Genomic DNA, 15047 nt, shown 5'->3' with positions numbered 1-15047 from the left:
GCGGTGGGTTTTCCGTCAAACGATTGAAATTCAAGCCGCGCAGTATGCGACTAAACGCAGCCTGTACGACAGACCGGCGACGCAGTTAAGCTGACACTATCTAGTTGGAGCAACGTGTTGATGCTGACCCTTGGAAATATCTTCGTCCTGATGCTGCTTGCCACCGGTGGCGCGTGGTTATGGCACAACCATGGCTTGCGCGAGCGCGCGCTGGAGCGGGTCAAGCTGCATTGCGCAAAGCTCGGAATCGAGCTGCTGGACGGCAACGTGGCCTTGAAGAAGATTGCGTTCATTAAAGACGCCAATGGCCGACGGCGCCTCGCCCGTGTGTATAACTTCGAATTCACCGTGACCGGTGAAAGCCGTCACAACGGCACCATCACCCAGTTCGGCGCCCACAGTGCGCAGATTGAGCTGGCGCCCTACCCGATGCCGTTCGACGACACGCCTGCGGTGACCGATGTAGTGAAACCGCGCGCTGAGGTGATCGAGATGAGCCAGTGGCGGCAAGAACACACTAAATGGCGTCCTTGATTCAAGTCGGACTCGACCGGCAGCCGGCTAGATCTCTTTGCAATGAATCAACATCCTGCGGCTCACTGAAAATCAGCTCGATGCGCGAATCACGCCGCCATTCGCTGGGCTGCCAGTCCAGCACCGGGTTTTCCAGCGCATTCGCCGAAACCCAACCATCGGCGCTGTGGATAACCAGCTTCGCCCGCCGCCAGGCAAGGCTTTCAAGCCAACGGCCAACGAGCGTCGCGTCGAAAGTCTGACTTGGATGCCACCGCCACCCAACACTCCAGCCGCCCTCCTGTTCCTGGCTCAAGCAAATTGGCAGCGCAGGATCGGTCCAGATGGCTGGCAGCTGTGCCAATCCTTTGGGCGCAACGAAGTTATCCACACCCGCTACAGCCTGAACCCCAAGCCCTGGTAACTCACTCAATGGCAATGCGGCTTGCTGCGTCCAGTACAACGGACGCGCCGGCAACTGTGCGGCGATTCGCTGGCGATCAGCGTCGTCGATATTTTCGGCTTTATTCATCAGCAACAACCCAGCGCTCTTGAGCGCTTCCTGTTGCGCCACCGGCAGCGGTTTGCCGGCAGCAAGTGCCTGGGCATCCAGCACCAGGACGCAGGGTTGAACAGCCAACACGCCTTGCCACGGCGCCTCACTCAATTGCCTGAGCAATTGCGCCGGATGTCCAAGCCCGGAGGGTTCGATAAACAGCCGATCCGGCCGCGCCTTGCGCAGTAAACGCCCGAGGCCGATCTGAAACGGCGCACCATTCACGCAACACAAACAGCCCCCGGCCACTTCACCCAGTGCGATACCATCGGCGTCCCGGGTCAGCAACGCAGCGTCGAGGCCGATCTGGCCGAACTCGTTGATCAGCACCGCCCAACGCTCATTCGCCGGCCGCTGCGCCAACAGGTGCTTGATCAGACTGGTCTTGCCGGCACCCAAGGGGCCAGCAATGACGTGCGTGGGAATATTCTGCAACATGGTCGAAGTTTTCTGAGGAGGTAAGGATGCGGTTGATGGGATTGTCGTTGGTCCTGGCGCTCACTTCGGGTGAGGCGCTGGCTCAAGCCTGTGTGGTACATAGCACGGCTGCGCGACTCGACGTGAAAGTCTGCCAGCAGAACCGCAACATTCCGGAAAAACTGTTCGCCGATGGTTTCTGCCAGCCGAACCTTCCTGGCCAGAAAGTCGAGGTGCAGTACGTCGACCAATGCCCCACCGGGGCGTTCGGAGTGTGCAGCAACGCCCAAGTCGCCAATATGCCTTACCGGCAGGATATTCACTATTACGGCGTGGCCACGGATGCAGCGTATTTGAAGCCGTTTTGTGAAGCCCAAAGCCAGGGAACCTGGCTCAAGCCGTGAGCCGCTAGCTCAGCCAGTCGAGCGTCAGGATCAGCCGCCGCTCACCGGACGCAAGCTGTGGCGATCGGTGAATAAGGCCGAAGCCTTCGTTGCCATGCCATTTCTCGCCTTTGAGCAGCGCGACTTCGCCGCTGGCGATCTGCTCAATCAGCGAGTCGTCCTGGGGCTCGGCTTCGGGTTTTCCCAATTGCCGGCGATCCATCGCCCCTTCCTTCAGCCACTGGCTGCCGATCCCGCAATACGTGGTGATCAGCCGTACCGGCACGTGATCGACGTGGAAACGCGGGCACATGGCCTTGTCCAGGACCCGCAAGCGCAGCCCGACACGCCTGGCGCCCAGCAAACAGGCGAAAGCACTGACCAGCCAAGAGACGTCGGCGATGAAACCTTCGTAACCTTCGAGATCGCTGAAACCTGGGGCTAATCCGTGAAGATTGGGTTCGGTGTCATCGCTAGGCAGTTCCAGGACCAGCGACTCGGCCAACGGCTCGTTGAGGGACAGCAGCAAACTCCCGAAATCAGCGATGTGCGCCGGCAGTTTGCGCCGCCAAACGGCGAGGTTTACGCCATCGCCCAGTATTCGGGTCAGTGCTTGCGGCGTCTCACCTTGAACCTGATAAATGATCGGCCGCAGTTTCAGACTGGGTGCCAACATCAGGCTGCCGCCTCTTCATGCCATGGGCCAAATGGATCTGGCAGTAGTCGCCAGCCCTCGACGCCTAACGCCATTTCATCGTCGGTCAGCAGGCAATTGTCGAGTTCGTTGGTGAGTTGCGCGAAGTCGATGTTCTGCCCGATGAACACCAGTTCCTGGCGGCAATCGCCAGTGGTTGCGGTCCAGTTTTCCATGATCCCGGCGGTGCTTTCTTCGTCCTGCGGCCACTGGGTTTTCGGCACGAAACGCCACCAGCGCCCGGCGAAACCATGGCGCATCAATCCGCCGGCCTGGGACCAGCTACCGGCGTCCATGTGCTTGCTGGCCAGCCAGAAGAAGCCCTTGGAGCGCAGCAGTTTGCCATTCACCCACGGGCGGTCGATGAAGCTGAAAAAGCGCTGTGGATGAAACGGTCGGCGTGCTCGGTAAGCTGTCGAGGCGATGCCGTATTCCTCGGTTTCCGGTACGTGTTCGCCACGCAATTCCTGTAACCAGCCCGGCGCTTGAGCGGCCTTTTCGAAGTCGAAACGACCGGTATTCAGGATCTTCTCCAAGGGAATTTCGCCCATGACCATCGGGATGATTTCCGCTTGAGCGTTAAGCCGCTCAAGGATCGCGATCAGCTCCTGACGCTCGCTGCTGCTGATCAAGTCGATCTTGCTGATCAGAATAACGTCGGCGAATTCGATCTGCTCGATCAACAGGTCGGTGATCGAGCGTTCGTCTTCCTCGCCCAACGTTTCACCACGGGATGCGAGGCTTTCGGCGGCCTGATAGTCGAGCAGGAAGTTCATGCCATCGACCACGGTGACCATGGTGTCGAGCCGGGCGATGTCGGCCAGGCTCTGCCCTTCTTCATCGCGGAAGGTGAAGGTTTCCGCCACGGGCAGCGGCTCGGAAATGCCGGTGGATTCGATCAATAAATAATCAAAGCGACCCTCCTTGGCGAGTTTGCTCACCTCTTCCAACAAGTCTTCGCGCAAGGTGCAGCAGATGCAGCCATTGCTCATCTCCACCAGTTTTTCTTCCGCGCGATTCAGGGTGACATCGCGCTGAACTTCACCGCCATCAATGTTGATTTCGCTCATATCATTGACGATCACGGCGACGCGCAGGTTGTCGCGATTGCGCAGCACGTAGTTGAGCAGCGTACTTTTGCCAGCGCCGAGAAAGCCCGACAGGACGGTTACGGGGAGACGATTGGGCATCAGGTATTCCTCACAGAGATGCCCGGTCGCAGTGTCGGGCTTAACCTGATGTTATAGTATAACAACACAATCAAGCCACTCTCCTCTTGCCCACGATGACAAAGAGCGCGATGCTCGAGCCCGTTCGGTCCGTGAGAAATCCTATGCGTGTCGCCCTGAAAATAACGCTGATGAGCGTTTCGTTGCTGATAGCTGTCGACGCCTGGGCGCAAATCCCGAGCCTGGCCAAATGCACCCGAAGTGCCAATCTGCTGGCCTGCGTGGATGGCGACGGCAACGCCTACAGCGTCAACACCGTCGGAAGCACGATCTATCTGCGGGGTTTCGAAGCGGCCGGAAAACGCCATTGGGCGCAGACCAACAGTCGCTACGGACAACTCACGTTCTTCACTGGGCTCGCTTCCGATGGCGAGGCCTGGGTCGGCTACAACCGTCGCGTCGGCTGGACCACGATCAATCGGTTTTCCAGTTCCGGTGGCAGCAGTGGCAAGTTCACCTGTAGCCGAATTACGGGATGTTAGGCCTGGGATTTCTTCTGCTCTTGCTGCCAAGCGATGTAACTGTTTACCGGCGGATTTTTCTGGAAGTAGCGCTGTAATCCTTCGAACAAGCCATCGGCTACGGCCTGCTGGTGGCGCGCAGTGACCAGTCGCTGACTGTCGCGAGCGTTGGAGATGAAGCCGGTTTCCACCAGGATCGACGGCACATCCGGCGATTTCAGCACGGCAAATCCCGCTTGTTCCACGCGCTTCTGATGCAATGTGGTGATGCCCGCCAGACTGCCGAGCACCGTGCTGCCCAACTGCAAACTGGCGGCGATGGTCGCGTTCATCGACATGTCGAGAATCACCCCGGCGAGCATCGGGTCCTTATCTTTAAGGTTGAGCAGGCTGGTAGCGCCCAGCAGGTCTGCGCCGTTCTCACGTTGCGCCATGAAGCGCGCCGTCGCCGAGGTTGCTCCACCCTCGGACAGGCAGTAGACCGAAGCGCCTGACGCGGTGAGACGCGGTGCGGCATCGGCATGCACCGAGATGAACATGTCGGCGTTGTGCTTGCGAGCGATCTCCACACGCTTGCGCAACGGGACGAAGAAGTCGTCGTTGCGCACCAGTTTCACGTCGAAGCCCTTCTCGCGTTTCAGCCGTTTGGCCAATAGCTGGGCGATGGACAGCACCACGTCTTTCTCACGCTCACCTTTGGCGCCGACCGCACCGGGGTCTTTGCCGCCGTGACCTGGGTCGACCACGACGATGATGTCGCGCTTGGGGTGTGCCTTGTCGATGGCCGCCTCGGGCGCGGCCGCCATTTGTAACGGCGCAGCCGTGTTCAGATCGAGTACCAGTCGATGGCCCTGACCGTCCTGTGGTGGCAGCAAAAAACTGGCGAGCTGCACCGGACCGTTGAGGTCAAGGACGATACGCGTATCACCCTGACCAAATTGTCCGGAGCGGATCGAGCGAATCACAGTGTTGCTGAGCGCCAACTGACTAAAGTCGCCACTGAGGTTAGCGCCTCTCAGATCGATGATCAGCCGTTCGGGAGCGCTCAGGGAAAACGTCTTGTATTGCACCGGCCCGCTCAGATCGAACACCAAACGCAGCTTGTCATCCGAACGCCAGAGCCGCGCATTGCGAATCTGTGTGGCCGAAACGTCAAACGGTAAAGCGAAGGCCGCGCTGGCCAGGATCAGGTTGAGCAAGTGACGTCTGTGCATGATGAAAGCCTGTTCACAAAAAAGGCATGGTTGATTCTAATGTAATAACATAACATACAGAATCGACTCCCACGATGGACCTGCTCATGAATGCGCTGACTCTGCCGGATATCGCCGCGCAGGCCTCACGCCAAGCCCTGCCACTCGACTGGGTGGGCATGTGCGGCATTGCTCTTCCTGTTTTGTTCGATGGTCAACGACTGAGTGCAAAAGCCGACGCCGGCGTTAGCCTCGATGATGGAGAGGCGCGCGGGATTCATATGTCGCGGCTGTACTTGGCGCTGGAAATGCTCGAGCAAGAAAATCTGACACCCGCCTTGTTGCGGAAAGTTTTGCAAAGTTTTCTCGAGACTCATGAAGGTCTGTCCAACAGCGCGTACTTAAAAATTCACACCGATTTACTGCTAAAAAGACCGGCGCTGGTCAGTCCATTGGCCGGCTGGAAAACCTATCCAGTGAGCATCGAAGCACGTTTTAAAAACGCGATGTTCCACGTGGAACTAAAAATCGACGTGCCTTATTCCTCGACCTGTCCGTGTTCGGCCGCACTTTCCCGACAGCTGATTCAGCAGCAATTCGTCGATGACTTCGCCAACAAGCCTTTGCAACATGCCGATGTGTTGACTTGGCTCGGCTCCACAAAAGGCATCGTCGCAACGCCTCACAGCCAACGGAGCAATGCAAAAATGCGGCTTCGACTGGACGACTATCTGGATGACTTACCGCTGATCGCGATCATCAACGACGCCGAAGCGGCCCTCGGCACCGCCGTACAAACCGCCGTAAAACGCGCCGACGAACAAGCCTTCGCGTTGGCCAACGGTCAAAACCTGATGTTCTGCGAAGACGCCGCCCGACGTTTGAACCTGGCTCTGAAACGCTCCCCCGGCATCAACGCCTTCCACCTACGAGTCGTCCACGCGGAAAGCCTCCACGCACACGATGCGGTCGCCGAAAGCCGCTGGAATTGGGAGGCCGCATGATCCGTTGCCAAGCCTTGCGTTGGGGTGCACCCGGCCAGCCACTGACTCCATCCGTGGATTTCGAACTGGCCAAAGGAAGTCTGACCGCCGTAATCGGTGCCAATGGCTCGGGTAAAAGCAGCCTGCTGAAAGTCATCGCTGGTTTGCAAAAACCTCTGACCGGCAAAGTCATCTTGGATGTTCCACGCAAGGGCAGCCTCTCGCTCCTTTCACAGCAACAACACCTGGATCGCCAATTCCCCATCAGCCTGCAAGAGTTAGTGGCCGCCGGTTTCTGGGGTAGCACGCAGTCTCCCGAGATACGCAGACAACGCCTCAAAGCCGTGCTGGAAAACTGGTGTCTGAGCGGACTGGAACAGCGCCCATTAATGGCTTTGTCCGGCGGCGAATTACAGCGTTCCCTGCTCGCCCGTTTGAGCCTCGCCGACGCACCATTGCTATTGCTCGACGAACCCCACGCCGCCCTCGACGAGCTCGGTCAGGCACTGCTCTGGAAACACATCCACGCCTGGCATGCCGAAGGCCGAACCCAGCTGATCGTGTGCCACGACCTGGCCGCCGTTCGCCAACACATTCCTCAAACGTTGCTGATCAAAAGCACCGGCTGCGTCCTCGGGTCGAGCGTTGATCTGATCGATCAACAGCCGCAAGCGCGGGTGGCCTGATGCTCGCTGCCGCTCATCTTTGGCAACCGTTCCACGAGTTCGTGTTCATGCGCCGAGCGCTTCTTGGCGGGTTGGTTCTGGCATGCAGCACCGCACCATTGGGCGTGTTTCTGATCCTGCGCCGCATGAGTTTGATCGGCGACGCGGTGGCTCACGGCATTCTGCCGGGGGCCGCATTGGGCTTCTGGTTTGCCGGATTGAGTCTGCCGGCGCTGACCGTCGGCGGCCTCGGTGCCGGTCTCGGCATGGCCGGACTCGCCGCCTGGATCACCCGTCGCACCGGCCTGCGGGAAGACGCCAGCCTCGCCGCGATCTACCCGATCTCCCTTGCCTGCGGTGTGCTAATCCTCGGCATCGCCGGCAAACGCCTGGACCTGTTGCACCTGTTGTTTGGCTCGGCGCTGGCGGTCGATGGCCCGACGTTGACGGGCATGCTCTGGGTCTCCGGCTTCAGCCTGATCGCCATGGCGTTCATCTACAAACCGCTGTTGCTGGACACCCTCGACCCACTCTTTCTGCAAACCGTCAGCCGACTTGGCCCCCTGGCTCACGGCGTATTTCTAACCCTCGTGGTGCTAAATCTGGTGATCGGCTTTCAAGCCATCGGCGCGCTGATGGTGGTCGGTTTGATGATGTTGCCCGCCGCCGCGTCGCGCTTCTGGAGTCGTCGCTTGCCGACGTTAATGGCCATTGCCGCCCTGCTTGGCTGCCTCTCGGTGTGGCTCGGACTGTTGCTGTCGTTCTACTACTCGCTCCCCAGTGGCCCGGCGATCGTGCTGGTGGCTGGCGGTTTTTATCTGCTGTCCGTGGTGTTCGGGCCGGTGCATGGTTTGCTGCGCCGCCCGCCTTTGCTCACATCCCAATGAGGTGTTACCCGATGCGCGTTTTACTCGTGCTGTTCAGTTTGCTGCTGTCGATGTCGCTGTCTGCTGCGGAAAAACTTCAGGTAGTCACCAGTTTCAGCATCCTCGCCGACATGACCCACCAAGTCGGCGGCGACCATATTCAAATCACCAACATGGTCGGCGCGGATGTCGATGCTCACACGTACGAGCCGACGCCGGACGACGCCAAGGCGTTGCTCAAAGCCAAACTCATCATCAAAAACGGCTTGGGTTTCGAGCCATGGCTGGACCGTCTGGTGACCAGCACCGAGACCAAAGCGCCAGTGATTAGTGCGAGCCACGGCGTCATCCCGCGCTCCCTGGATGAAGATGGCGAGACGATTCCCGACCCGCACGCTTGGCACAATCTGGCGAACGCTGAGCTGTACGTCAGCAACATCACCAAGGCACTGATCGCCGCCGACCCGGTTAACAAAGTCGACTACGAACGCAACAGTCAGGTCTACCTGAAACAGATCTACGCGCTGCTCGCCGAAGCCAAGACCAAACTCGGTTCACTGCCCCCGGGCAATCGTAAAATCGTGACGTCCCATGACGCCTTCGGTTATCTCGGTCAGGCTTACGGCATCGACTTCATGGCCCCTCAAGGCCTGTCCACTGAGCGCGAACCGTCAGCCGCCGAAGTCGCTGCACTGATCACCCAGATACGCCAGGCCAAGGTCAAAGCGGTGTTCATGGAAAACATCAAGGATGCACGCCTGCTCAAGCAGATTGCCGATGAAAGCGGCGCGCACATCGGTGGCACGTTGTACTCCGATGCGCTCGCGGCTACCGGCCCGGCCAGCACCTTCGTCGGGTTGTTCGAGTACAACCTCAACACCCTCTATGACGCGTTGAGCAAGCCATGATTCGCAAGAATCCTTCGGGTGATTTGCCTCTGATTGCCGAGTCAGCGTACGTGGATAAAACCGCCATCATCTGCGGCAAAGTAGTGATCGGCGAGAACGTCTTCGTCGGTCCTTACGCGGTGATTCGTGCCGACGAAGTGGATGCCTCAGGCGAGATGGAGCCGATCACCATCGGCGCCAACTCGAACATCCAGGATGGCGTGGTGATCCACTCCAAGTCCGGGGCGGCGGTGACCATCGGCGAGTTCAGTTCGATCGCCCACCGCTCGATCGTTCATGGTCCGTGCAAGGTTGGCGACCGGGTGTTTATCGGTTTCAACAGCGTGCTGTTCAACTGCGCAGTCGGTGACGGCTGTGTGGTGCGGCACAACTCGGTGGTCGATGGTCGCGACTTGCCCGAAGACTTCTATGTGCCCTCCACCACCCGCATCGGCCCGAAGACAGATCTGTCGCAATTCCCACCGGTGAGCGTCAGCGCCTCGGAGTTTTCCGAGGACGTGGCGCGTACCAACGTCGATCTGGTGCGCGGCTACAAAGCCCTGCAGAACGAGTTCTGACCATGAGCAGCGTGCTGATTCGCAATGCCCGGCTGGTGAATGAAGGCCGTGAGTTTGACGGTGATCTGTTGGTGAGCAACGGGCGAATCGTGAAGATCGCCAGCAGCATCCACGGTGAAAATGCCGACGTCGAAATCGATGCACAAGGGCAATGGCTGCTGCCCGGAATGATCGACGACCAAGTGCACTTCCGCGATCCAGGCTCGCCAGACAAAGGCAGCGTCTACACCGAATCGCGGGCTGCGGTGGCCGGTGGCATCACCAGCTTCATGGACATGCCCAACACCAATCCGGCGACCCTGACCCTCAGTGCACTGGCCGACAAAAAGCGCCGAGCGGCGATTAACTCCGTCGCCAATTACGGTTTTCATTTCGGCGTGAGCAACGACAATCTCGATACCGTCGCCAGGCTCAACCCCTGTGAAGTCGCCGGCGTCAAAGTGTTCATGGGCGCTTCGACCGGCAACATGCTGGTCGATGACCCACAGCTTCAGGAGCGGCTATTCGCCGAGGTGCCGACCATTTTATTGGCCCACTGCGAACACACGCCCAGCATCGACGCCAATGCCGCGAACCTGCGTGACTTGTTCGGCGAACACCTTCCAGCTGCGACCCACCCGCTGATCCGCAACGCCGAGGCGTGCTTTCGCTCCTCTTCGATGGCCGTAGAGCTGGCCAGGCGTCACGGCACCCGACTGCATGTTCTGCACCTGACCACCGCCCGCGAACTGGCGTTGTTCGAAGACAAGCCACTGGCCCAGAAACGCATCACCGCCGAAGTCTGCCTGCACCACTTGCTGTTCGATGATCGGGATTACCCGAGCCTCGGCAACCTGATCAAGTGCAACCCGGCGATCAAAACCCAGGCCGACCGCGATGCCTTGCGCGAAGCATTGCTGAGCCATCGGCTCGACGTGATCGGCAGCGATCACGCGCCTCACACCTGGGCTGAAAAACAGCGGCCGTATAGTCAGGCGCCTTCCGGTTTGCCATTGGTGCAACACGCCCTACCCGCGTTGCTGGAACTGGTCGCGGATGAAGTGTTGCCGATCACGACACTCGTGGCCAAGACCAGTCACCGGGTCGCCGATCTGTTCGCCATTCCAGACCGCGGCTATCTGCGCGAAGGCTATTGGGCCGACCTCGTTCTGATCAAACCCGAACCCGGCGGTGTCGCCGTTTCCCAGCAGCCGATTCTGTCTCAATGCGGCTGGACGCCTTTTGCCCGGCAGCGTTTTCGCCACAGCGTCAGCACCACGATCGTGTCGGGGAAAATTGCCTGGCACGACAAACGTCTTAATGACAACTGTCAGGGTTTACCACTACGGTTTATGCGCTAGCACTCGAGAGCACCGACATGATTCACATCACCCTGAGCGATGGTTCATTGCGTGAATACGACCAGCCACTGTCGGTGTACGAGCTCGCCGCGAGTATCGGACCCGGGCTGGCAAAAGCGGCGGTGGCCGGCCGAGTGGACGGCATCTTGGTGGACTGTGAGTTCATGATCGAGGCCGATGCCCGGGTCAACATCGTCACGCCTCAAGAGCCCGATGGGCTGGAGATCCTGCGACGCTCCTGTGCACTGATGCTGGCCTTGGCCGTTAAACAACTTCATCCACAGGTGCAACTGCACGCAGGAACGGCGCTGGGCGACGGGTTCTTTCATGAGTTTTCTGTCGAGCGATCCTTAACGCCCGCAGACCTGCCACTGATCGAAGCCCGCATGCAGGCTCTGGCGGCGACCAATCACTCGATTCGCCGTCAAGGAAAGACGCCGCTGTACCGCCTGGGGAACGTCGAATCTACGACCGCTGGCCCGCATGTCCCCGCGACCAGAGTGCTGCAAGCGTTCACCCTCGACCACATCAGCAGTACGTTGCCGCAACGGATATACGGTACGTGCTGGTCCTGCCAACAGGAGCTTGATAACTGGCGGACACCGCCACACGTCATGATCGTCAGCATGGACCAACGTCAGGCGGATTACGCGCAGTCGGTAACCGAGGCATTGCGTCGAAGCGGCGTGCGCGCCCGTGCGGATCTGCGTCACGAGAAAGTCCGCCAAAAGATTCGCGAGCACAGTCAGCACGTGCCGTATCTGGTGGTGATCGGGGAGAAAGAAAAAGCAGGCGGGTTTGTCAGTGTGCGCAGCCGCACAGGGGAAGACTTCGGGAGGATGGGTGTTGATATGGTGTGTGAGTGGTTGAATCAGGCCCGCTCCCACATAGTCATGTAGGGCGCGGGCCTGCTGACGGACTTTTAAGCTCTTGGCTTGACGGTCCCGCAATCCTGCCCCAACCACACGGCGCGGCTATCGAGGCTGCCCTTCTGCTGAATGCCGGTGGCGTTGAACGTGCCATTAACCTTGGTGGTGAACTCACGATCATTGAGGAAAGTGGCGACACCGGTGCCCTGCGCTTTCGGACAGCTGAAGCGGAATTTCCACTGATTCCCGCTGCGATCAGTGATTTCCTGCTTGCAGCCCGACTGTGGATCGGTCAGCGGAATGTCGTCGCTCTTCACCTGTTCCGGCGTCAGGCAAGCCCGAATCCCCTTGCCGCCCATGGTGATGCCCTGCTTCTCCAGCTGCGCACGCTGTGCCGGGGTCATCTGGCCCTGCAACTGGCCAAGGATCAGCTGCAAATCCGGGAGATTCTGGTCATCGACCTTCATGTTGCTTGTGGTCAATTCCCACAAGCCGGGCTGCAGCATCTGCGCCTGAGCGGCCACAGGAAGTGACAAACCAATAGCCATGGCCAAACCCAGCAGACGAACGTTCATCGAGTAACTCCTGATCAGTTGTGGCCGTTAGACGTCAGCCAGTGGCTTCGGTTCATGGGCCAATTAAATAGCGACATTCTGCACGGAACATGGTCTGTTAAGCATTGAATCTTCAGGAGCAAGGCTGCCCCATGGATTACTTTGGACCGCCTATTTTCGGCTACATGATTGCACTGCTTCACACGTTGGGCCTGATCGCTGCCATCCACGCCGTGCTCACCGTCCGGACCGCCCAGGGATCGATCGCCTGGGCCCTGTCGTTGCTGTTTATTCCCTACCTCACGCTCATCCCCTATCTAGTCTTCGGCCGCAGTACCTTCGATGGCTACATCAAGGCTCGGCGCCAGGCCAACGAAGAAATGCGCAAGGCTATCTCCGAGCTCAACTGGCGCCCTTGGGTAGAAGAGGCGCTGACCGCTCGCGCCTCAAATGCTTACGCGTCCTTGAGGGCCATGCCGAAACTGGGACGCATGCCGTGCCTGGCGAACAACGAAGTGCGTTTGCTGATCGACGGCCAGGCCACCTTCAACGCCATTTTTGACGCCATCAGCAACGCGAAGGAAGCAGTGTTGATTCAGTTTTTCATCATCCACGACGATCGCCTCGGTCAACGCCTGCAAACCTTGCTACTGCAGAAAGCCGCCGAAGGCGTGGCGGTTTATTTGTTGTACGACCGCATCGGCAGCCATTCCCTGCCTCACAGTTACGTTCAGCCGCTGCGCGATGCCGGCGTCGAGGTCAAAGCCTTTGCGTCCCGTAGCGGCTGGCTCAACCGCTTCCAGATCAACTTCCGCAACCACCGCAAGATTGTGGTGGTTGATGGAGTACTGGGCTTCGTCGGTGGACACAACGTCGGCGACGAATACATGGGCGAGAAACCACCCCTGGCGCCGTGGCGCGATACCCATGTGCAAGTACGCGGGCCAGTGGTGGCCTGCATGCAAGAGTCTTTCGCCGAAGACTGGTTCTGGGCAGCGCGGTCGTTACCCCCGCTGATCCTGCCGGACGTTTACCCGGACGACGGCGTGCTCTGCCAATTGCTCGCCAGCGGTCCGGCGGATTCCTACGAAACCTGTTCGTTATTCTTCGTCGAAGCCATCCATGCCGCCACCGAGCGGGTGTGGATCACCAGCCCTTATTTCATCCCCGACGAAGCCGTATTCGCTGCATTAAGACTGGCGGTTCTACGAGGCGTGGATGTGCGGCTGCTGCTGCCCTCGCGACCGGATCACCGAATCGTCTACGCCGCCTCCAGCCTATATGCCTTCGAAGCCGTGCGCGCCGGCGTGCGGGTGTTCCGCTACGAGCCGGGATTCCTGCATCAGAAAGTGGTGTTGATCGACAGCGAAATCAGCGCCATTGGCAGTGCCAATCTGGACAACCGCTCGTTCCGGCTGAATTTTGAAGTGATGTTGTTGACGGTCGACAGCGCGTTTGCCGCCGAAGTAGAACAGATGCTCAATGATGACTTCGCCCATGCGCACGAGATCGCCAAAGAAGAAAGCCGGGAGACCCGCCGCCTGCAACAGGTCGGCATGCGGATCGCCCGGCTTATTTCACCGATTCTTTAAGGTGTATAGATATCGTCGCGAGTCCATGGCAGTTCATGGCTGCCATCGGGGTGGGCTTTCACCGCGAGAATCTGGTGCAGATTGATCCAGCCCTTGGCGAACGCGTAAGCGCATCCCGCCAGGTACAACCGCCAGATCCGTAAGGCCTGCTCTGGCACCAGCCGGGAAGCCGCTTCCAGATTGTCCTCCAGGCGTTCGCTCCAGTGGTCCAGGGTACGCGCGTAGTGCAGGCGCAGACTCTCGACGTCGACGATCTCCAGCCCTGCTTCACTGATCTCGGCAGAGATCATCGACAGATGCGGCAGCTCGCCATTGGGGAACACATACTTCTCGATGAATTCGCCAACACCGCGCCCCACCGGACGGCCATCGATGTGCTTGGCGGTGATCCCGTGGTTCATCACCAGGCCGCCCTCTTTCACCGCACCGAACAAGGTCTTACAGTACTCGGCCAGATTGGCGTGGCCTACGTGTTCGAACATGCCGACACTGACCACTTTGTCGAAACGACCGTCCTGAGGCAGGTCGCGGTAGTCGAGCAGTTGCAGTTCGACCAGATCGTCCAGGCCTTCGGCAGTCACCCGTTCACGGGCAAGTGCCAGTTGCTCTTTACTGAGTGTGATTCCGAACACCTTCGCGCCAAACTCCCGAGCCGCATACCGCGCCAGTCCGCCCCAACCGCAACCGACATCCAGCAAGTATTCCCCTGGTTGCAGCCGTAGCTTGCGGCACAGGTGGCGGAATTTGGCTTGCTGGGCTTGCTCCAGGGTTTCACTGCCGGTCTCGAAATAGGCGCAGGAATACGCCATGTCACTGTCGAGCCACAGCTGATAAAACGCGTTGGAAAGGTCGTAGTGGTAGGAAATCGCTTTGGCGTCGGTCTCCTTGTCGTGAGCGGTGCGCACTGGCTGACTATCCTGGTCTCCAAGCAACGCCTGGCTCCATTCATCACAGACGCGAATCACCTCACTGATGGAACCTTCCAGCTCAAGTTTGCCTTCGACAAACGCCGCTCCGAGCGCGTCCAGGCTTGGATGAGTGAACTGGGTAACCATTTGTGGGTCCTTGACCACAATCGTGACGCTGGGCGTCGGCCCCAGGTTGAATTCATGGCCGTCCCAGAGTCGCAGGCGTAGCGGTATCTGCAGATTCTGTAAGGCCGGAGGAAGGTGCGCGAGCATGGATAGTCCCTCTTTGTTTCAGACGTCTGATGTGAGGGTAGACCATCCTTGAAAAATAGCTGGCTATCGAATTAATGCCCTTTTCT

Annotated in this window: 17 protein-coding genes; 11 read left to right on the top strand and 6 right to left on the bottom strand. The window is 59.1% G+C overall.

Annotated elements, in window-relative coordinates; genetic code table 11:
• The first annotated feature begins 120 nt into the window (after positions 1 to 120).
• The gene (locus tag CUN63_RS12685; RefSeq protein ID WP_129439855.1) at positions 121 to 534 is read left to right on the top strand and encodes a DUF3301 domain-containing protein; all 414 of its coding nucleotides are present in this window, start codon (positions 121 to 123) and stop codon (positions 532 to 534) included.
• A 1-nt stretch (position 535) separates the two neighbouring features.
• Here CUN63_RS12685 and CUN63_RS12680 read toward each other — a convergent pair whose 3' ends face one another.
• A complete protein-coding gene (locus tag CUN63_RS12680) occupies positions 536 to 1507 on the bottom strand; it encodes a GTP-binding protein (RefSeq protein WP_129439853.1) in 972 nt (323 codons plus the stop codon).
• A 26-nt stretch (positions 1508 to 1533) separates the two neighbouring features.
• Between CUN63_RS12680 and CUN63_RS12675 the strand changes: the two genes are divergently transcribed.
• Entirely contained in the window at positions 1534 to 1890 is a 357-nt protein-coding gene (locus CUN63_RS12675; protein ID WP_129439851.1) for an NADH:ubiquinone oxidoreductase, read from the top strand.
• Positions 1891 to 1894: 4 nt separating this feature from the next.
• Here the strand turns inward: CUN63_RS12675 and CUN63_RS12670 are convergent, their stop codons facing one another.
• Positions 1895 to 2545 carry a DUF1826 domain-containing protein gene (locus tag CUN63_RS12670; RefSeq protein WP_129439849.1) on the bottom strand — a complete coding sequence of 217 codons (651 nt, stop codon included), beginning with the start codon at positions 2543 to 2545 and terminating at the stop codon, positions 1895 to 1897.
• On the bottom strand, positions 2545 to 3753 hold the full coding sequence (gene zigA / locus CUN63_RS12665) for a zinc metallochaperone GTPase ZigA (protein ID WP_129439847.1): 1209 nt from the start codon (positions 3751 to 3753) through the stop codon (positions 2545 to 2547). The genes CUN63_RS12670 and zigA overlap by 1 nt, the downstream gene beginning before the upstream one ends.
• A 143-nt stretch (positions 3754 to 3896) precedes the next feature.
• Between zigA and CUN63_RS12660 the strand changes: the two genes are divergently transcribed.
• Positions 3897 to 4274 carry a glutamine synthetase gene (locus CUN63_RS12660; RefSeq protein ID WP_129439845.1) on the top strand — a complete coding sequence of 126 codons (378 nt, stop codon included), beginning with the start codon at positions 3897 to 3899 and terminating at the stop codon, positions 4272 to 4274.
• Here CUN63_RS12660 and CUN63_RS12655 read toward each other — a convergent pair.
• Positions 4271 to 5467, bottom strand: coding sequence for an N-acetylmuramoyl-L-alanine amidase (locus tag CUN63_RS12655; RefSeq protein WP_129439843.1), 1197 nt, complete (start codon positions 5465 to 5467; stop codon positions 4271 to 4273). The genes CUN63_RS12660 and CUN63_RS12655 overlap by 4 nt on opposite strands.
• A gap of 86 nt (positions 5468 to 5553) precedes the next feature.
• Here CUN63_RS12655 and folE2 point away from each other — a divergent pair, with 86 nt between their 5' ends.
• From folE2 to CUN63_RS12620, 7 genes are read left to right on the top strand one after another with little or no spacing between them, the layout of a single operon-like run.
• Positions 5554 to 6450, top strand: coding sequence for a GTP cyclohydrolase FolE2 (gene folE2 / locus CUN63_RS12650; RefSeq protein ID WP_129445089.1), 897 nt, complete (start codon positions 5554 to 5556; stop codon positions 6448 to 6450).
• A complete protein-coding gene (locus CUN63_RS12645) occupies positions 6447 to 7115 on the top strand; it encodes an ATP-binding cassette domain-containing protein (RefSeq protein ID WP_129439841.1) in 669 nt (222 codons plus the stop codon). The genes folE2 and CUN63_RS12645 overlap by 4 nt, the downstream gene beginning before the upstream one ends.
• A complete protein-coding gene (locus CUN63_RS12640) occupies positions 7115 to 7981 on the top strand; it encodes a metal ABC transporter permease (RefSeq protein WP_129439839.1) in 867 nt (288 codons plus the stop codon). Before CUN63_RS12645 ends, CUN63_RS12640 begins: the two co-directional genes overlap by 1 nt.
• An 11-nt stretch (positions 7982 to 7992) precedes the next feature.
• Positions 7993 to 8868: a metal ABC transporter substrate-binding protein gene (locus CUN63_RS12635; RefSeq protein ID WP_129439837.1), complete on the top strand. Its 876-nt coding sequence runs from the start codon at positions 7993 to 7995 to the stop codon at positions 8866 to 8868.
• The gene (locus CUN63_RS12630; protein WP_129439835.1) at positions 8865 to 9425 is read left to right on the top strand and encodes a DapH/DapD/GlmU-related protein; all 561 of its coding nucleotides are present in this window, start codon (positions 8865 to 8867) and stop codon (positions 9423 to 9425) included. The genes CUN63_RS12635 and CUN63_RS12630 overlap by 4 nt, the downstream gene beginning before the upstream one ends.
• A 2-nt stretch (positions 9426 to 9427) precedes the next feature.
• The gene (locus tag CUN63_RS12625; protein ID WP_129439833.1) at positions 9428 to 10765 is read left to right on the top strand and encodes a dihydroorotase; all 1338 of its coding nucleotides are present in this window, start codon (positions 9428 to 9430) and stop codon (positions 10763 to 10765) included.
• Between the two features lie 17 nt (positions 10766 to 10782).
• Positions 10783 to 11664: a His/Gly/Thr/Pro-type tRNA ligase C-terminal domain-containing protein gene (locus tag CUN63_RS12620; protein WP_129439832.1), complete on the top strand. Its 882-nt coding sequence runs from the start codon at positions 10783 to 10785 to the stop codon at positions 11662 to 11664.
• Between the two features lie 23 nt (positions 11665 to 11687).
• Here the strand turns inward: CUN63_RS12620 and CUN63_RS12615 are convergent, their stop codons facing one another.
• On the bottom strand, positions 11688 to 12209 hold the full coding sequence (locus tag CUN63_RS12615) for a DUF3617 domain-containing protein (RefSeq protein ID WP_129439830.1): 522 nt from the start codon (positions 12207 to 12209) through the stop codon (positions 11688 to 11690).
• A 131-nt stretch (positions 12210 to 12340) separates the two neighbouring features.
• Between CUN63_RS12615 and cls the strand changes: the two genes are divergently transcribed.
• Positions 12341 to 13780: a cardiolipin synthase gene (gene cls / locus CUN63_RS12610; protein WP_129439828.1), complete on the top strand. Its 1440-nt coding sequence runs from the start codon at positions 12341 to 12343 to the stop codon at positions 13778 to 13780.
• Here the strand turns inward: cls and cfaB are convergent.
• Positions 13777 to 14961, bottom strand: coding sequence for a C17 cyclopropane fatty acid synthase CfaB (cfaB, locus tag CUN63_RS12605; protein ID WP_129439826.1), 1185 nt, complete (start codon positions 14959 to 14961; stop codon positions 13777 to 13779). The two genes, cls and cfaB, sit on opposite strands and share 4 nt — an antisense overlap.
• Positions 14962 to 15047: the final 86 nt, after the last annotated feature.

This window comes from Pseudomonas sp. ACM7 (assembly GCF_004136015.1).
Taxonomy (GTDB): Bacteria; Pseudomonadota; Gammaproteobacteria; order Pseudomonadales; family Pseudomonadaceae; genus Aquipseudomonas; species Aquipseudomonas frigoris.
This window is presented reverse-complemented; position numbering and strand designations above follow the sequence as displayed.

Excerpts from the sequence above, each read along its gene's own strand:
- CUN63_RS12685 (WP_129439855.1), top strand. The coding sequence starts at position 121 with ATGCTGACCCTTGGAAATATCTTCGTCCTGATGCTGCTTGCCACCGGT.
- CUN63_RS12680 (WP_129439853.1), bottom strand. The coding sequence starts at position 1,507 with ATGTTGCAGAATATTCCCACGCACGTCATTGCTGGCCCCTTGGGTGCC.
- CUN63_RS12675 (WP_129439851.1), top strand. The coding sequence starts at position 1,534 with ATGCGGTTGATGGGATTGTCGTTGGTCCTGGCGCTCACTTCGGGTGAG.
- CUN63_RS12670 (WP_129439849.1), bottom strand. The coding sequence starts at position 2,545 with ATGTTGGCACCCAGTCTGAAACTGCGGCCGATCATTTATCAGGTTCAA.
- zigA (WP_129439847.1), bottom strand. The coding sequence starts at position 3,753 with ATGCCCAATCGTCTCCCCGTAACCGTCCTGTCGGGCTTTCTCGGCGCT.
- CUN63_RS12660 (WP_129439845.1), top strand. The coding sequence starts at position 3,897 with ATGCGTGTCGCCCTGAAAATAACGCTGATGAGCGTTTCGTTGCTGATA.
- CUN63_RS12655 (WP_129439843.1), bottom strand. The coding sequence starts at position 5,467 with ATGCACAGACGTCACTTGCTCAACCTGATCCTGGCCAGCGCGGCCTTC.
- folE2 (WP_129445089.1), top strand. The coding sequence starts at position 5,554 with ATGAATGCGCTGACTCTGCCGGATATCGCCGCGCAGGCCTCACGCCAA.
- CUN63_RS12645 (WP_129439841.1), top strand. The coding sequence starts at position 6,447 with ATGATCCGTTGCCAAGCCTTGCGTTGGGGTGCACCCGGCCAGCCACTG.
- CUN63_RS12640 (WP_129439839.1), top strand. The coding sequence starts at position 7,115 with ATGCTCGCTGCCGCTCATCTTTGGCAACCGTTCCACGAGTTCGTGTTC.
- CUN63_RS12635 (WP_129439837.1), top strand. The coding sequence starts at position 7,993 with ATGCGCGTTTTACTCGTGCTGTTCAGTTTGCTGCTGTCGATGTCGCTG.
- CUN63_RS12630 (WP_129439835.1), top strand. The coding sequence starts at position 8,865 with ATGATTCGCAAGAATCCTTCGGGTGATTTGCCTCTGATTGCCGAGTCA.
- CUN63_RS12625 (WP_129439833.1), top strand. The coding sequence starts at position 9,428 with ATGAGCAGCGTGCTGATTCGCAATGCCCGGCTGGTGAATGAAGGCCGT.
- CUN63_RS12620 (WP_129439832.1), top strand. The coding sequence starts at position 10,783 with ATGATTCACATCACCCTGAGCGATGGTTCATTGCGTGAATACGACCAG.
- CUN63_RS12615 (WP_129439830.1), bottom strand. The coding sequence starts at position 12,209 with ATGAACGTTCGTCTGCTGGGTTTGGCCATGGCTATTGGTTTGTCACTT.
- cls (WP_129439828.1), top strand. The coding sequence starts at position 12,341 with ATGGATTACTTTGGACCGCCTATTTTCGGCTACATGATTGCACTGCTT.
- cfaB (WP_129439826.1), bottom strand. The coding sequence starts at position 14,961 with ATGCTCGCGCACCTTCCTCCGGCCTTACAGAATCTGCAGATACCGCTA.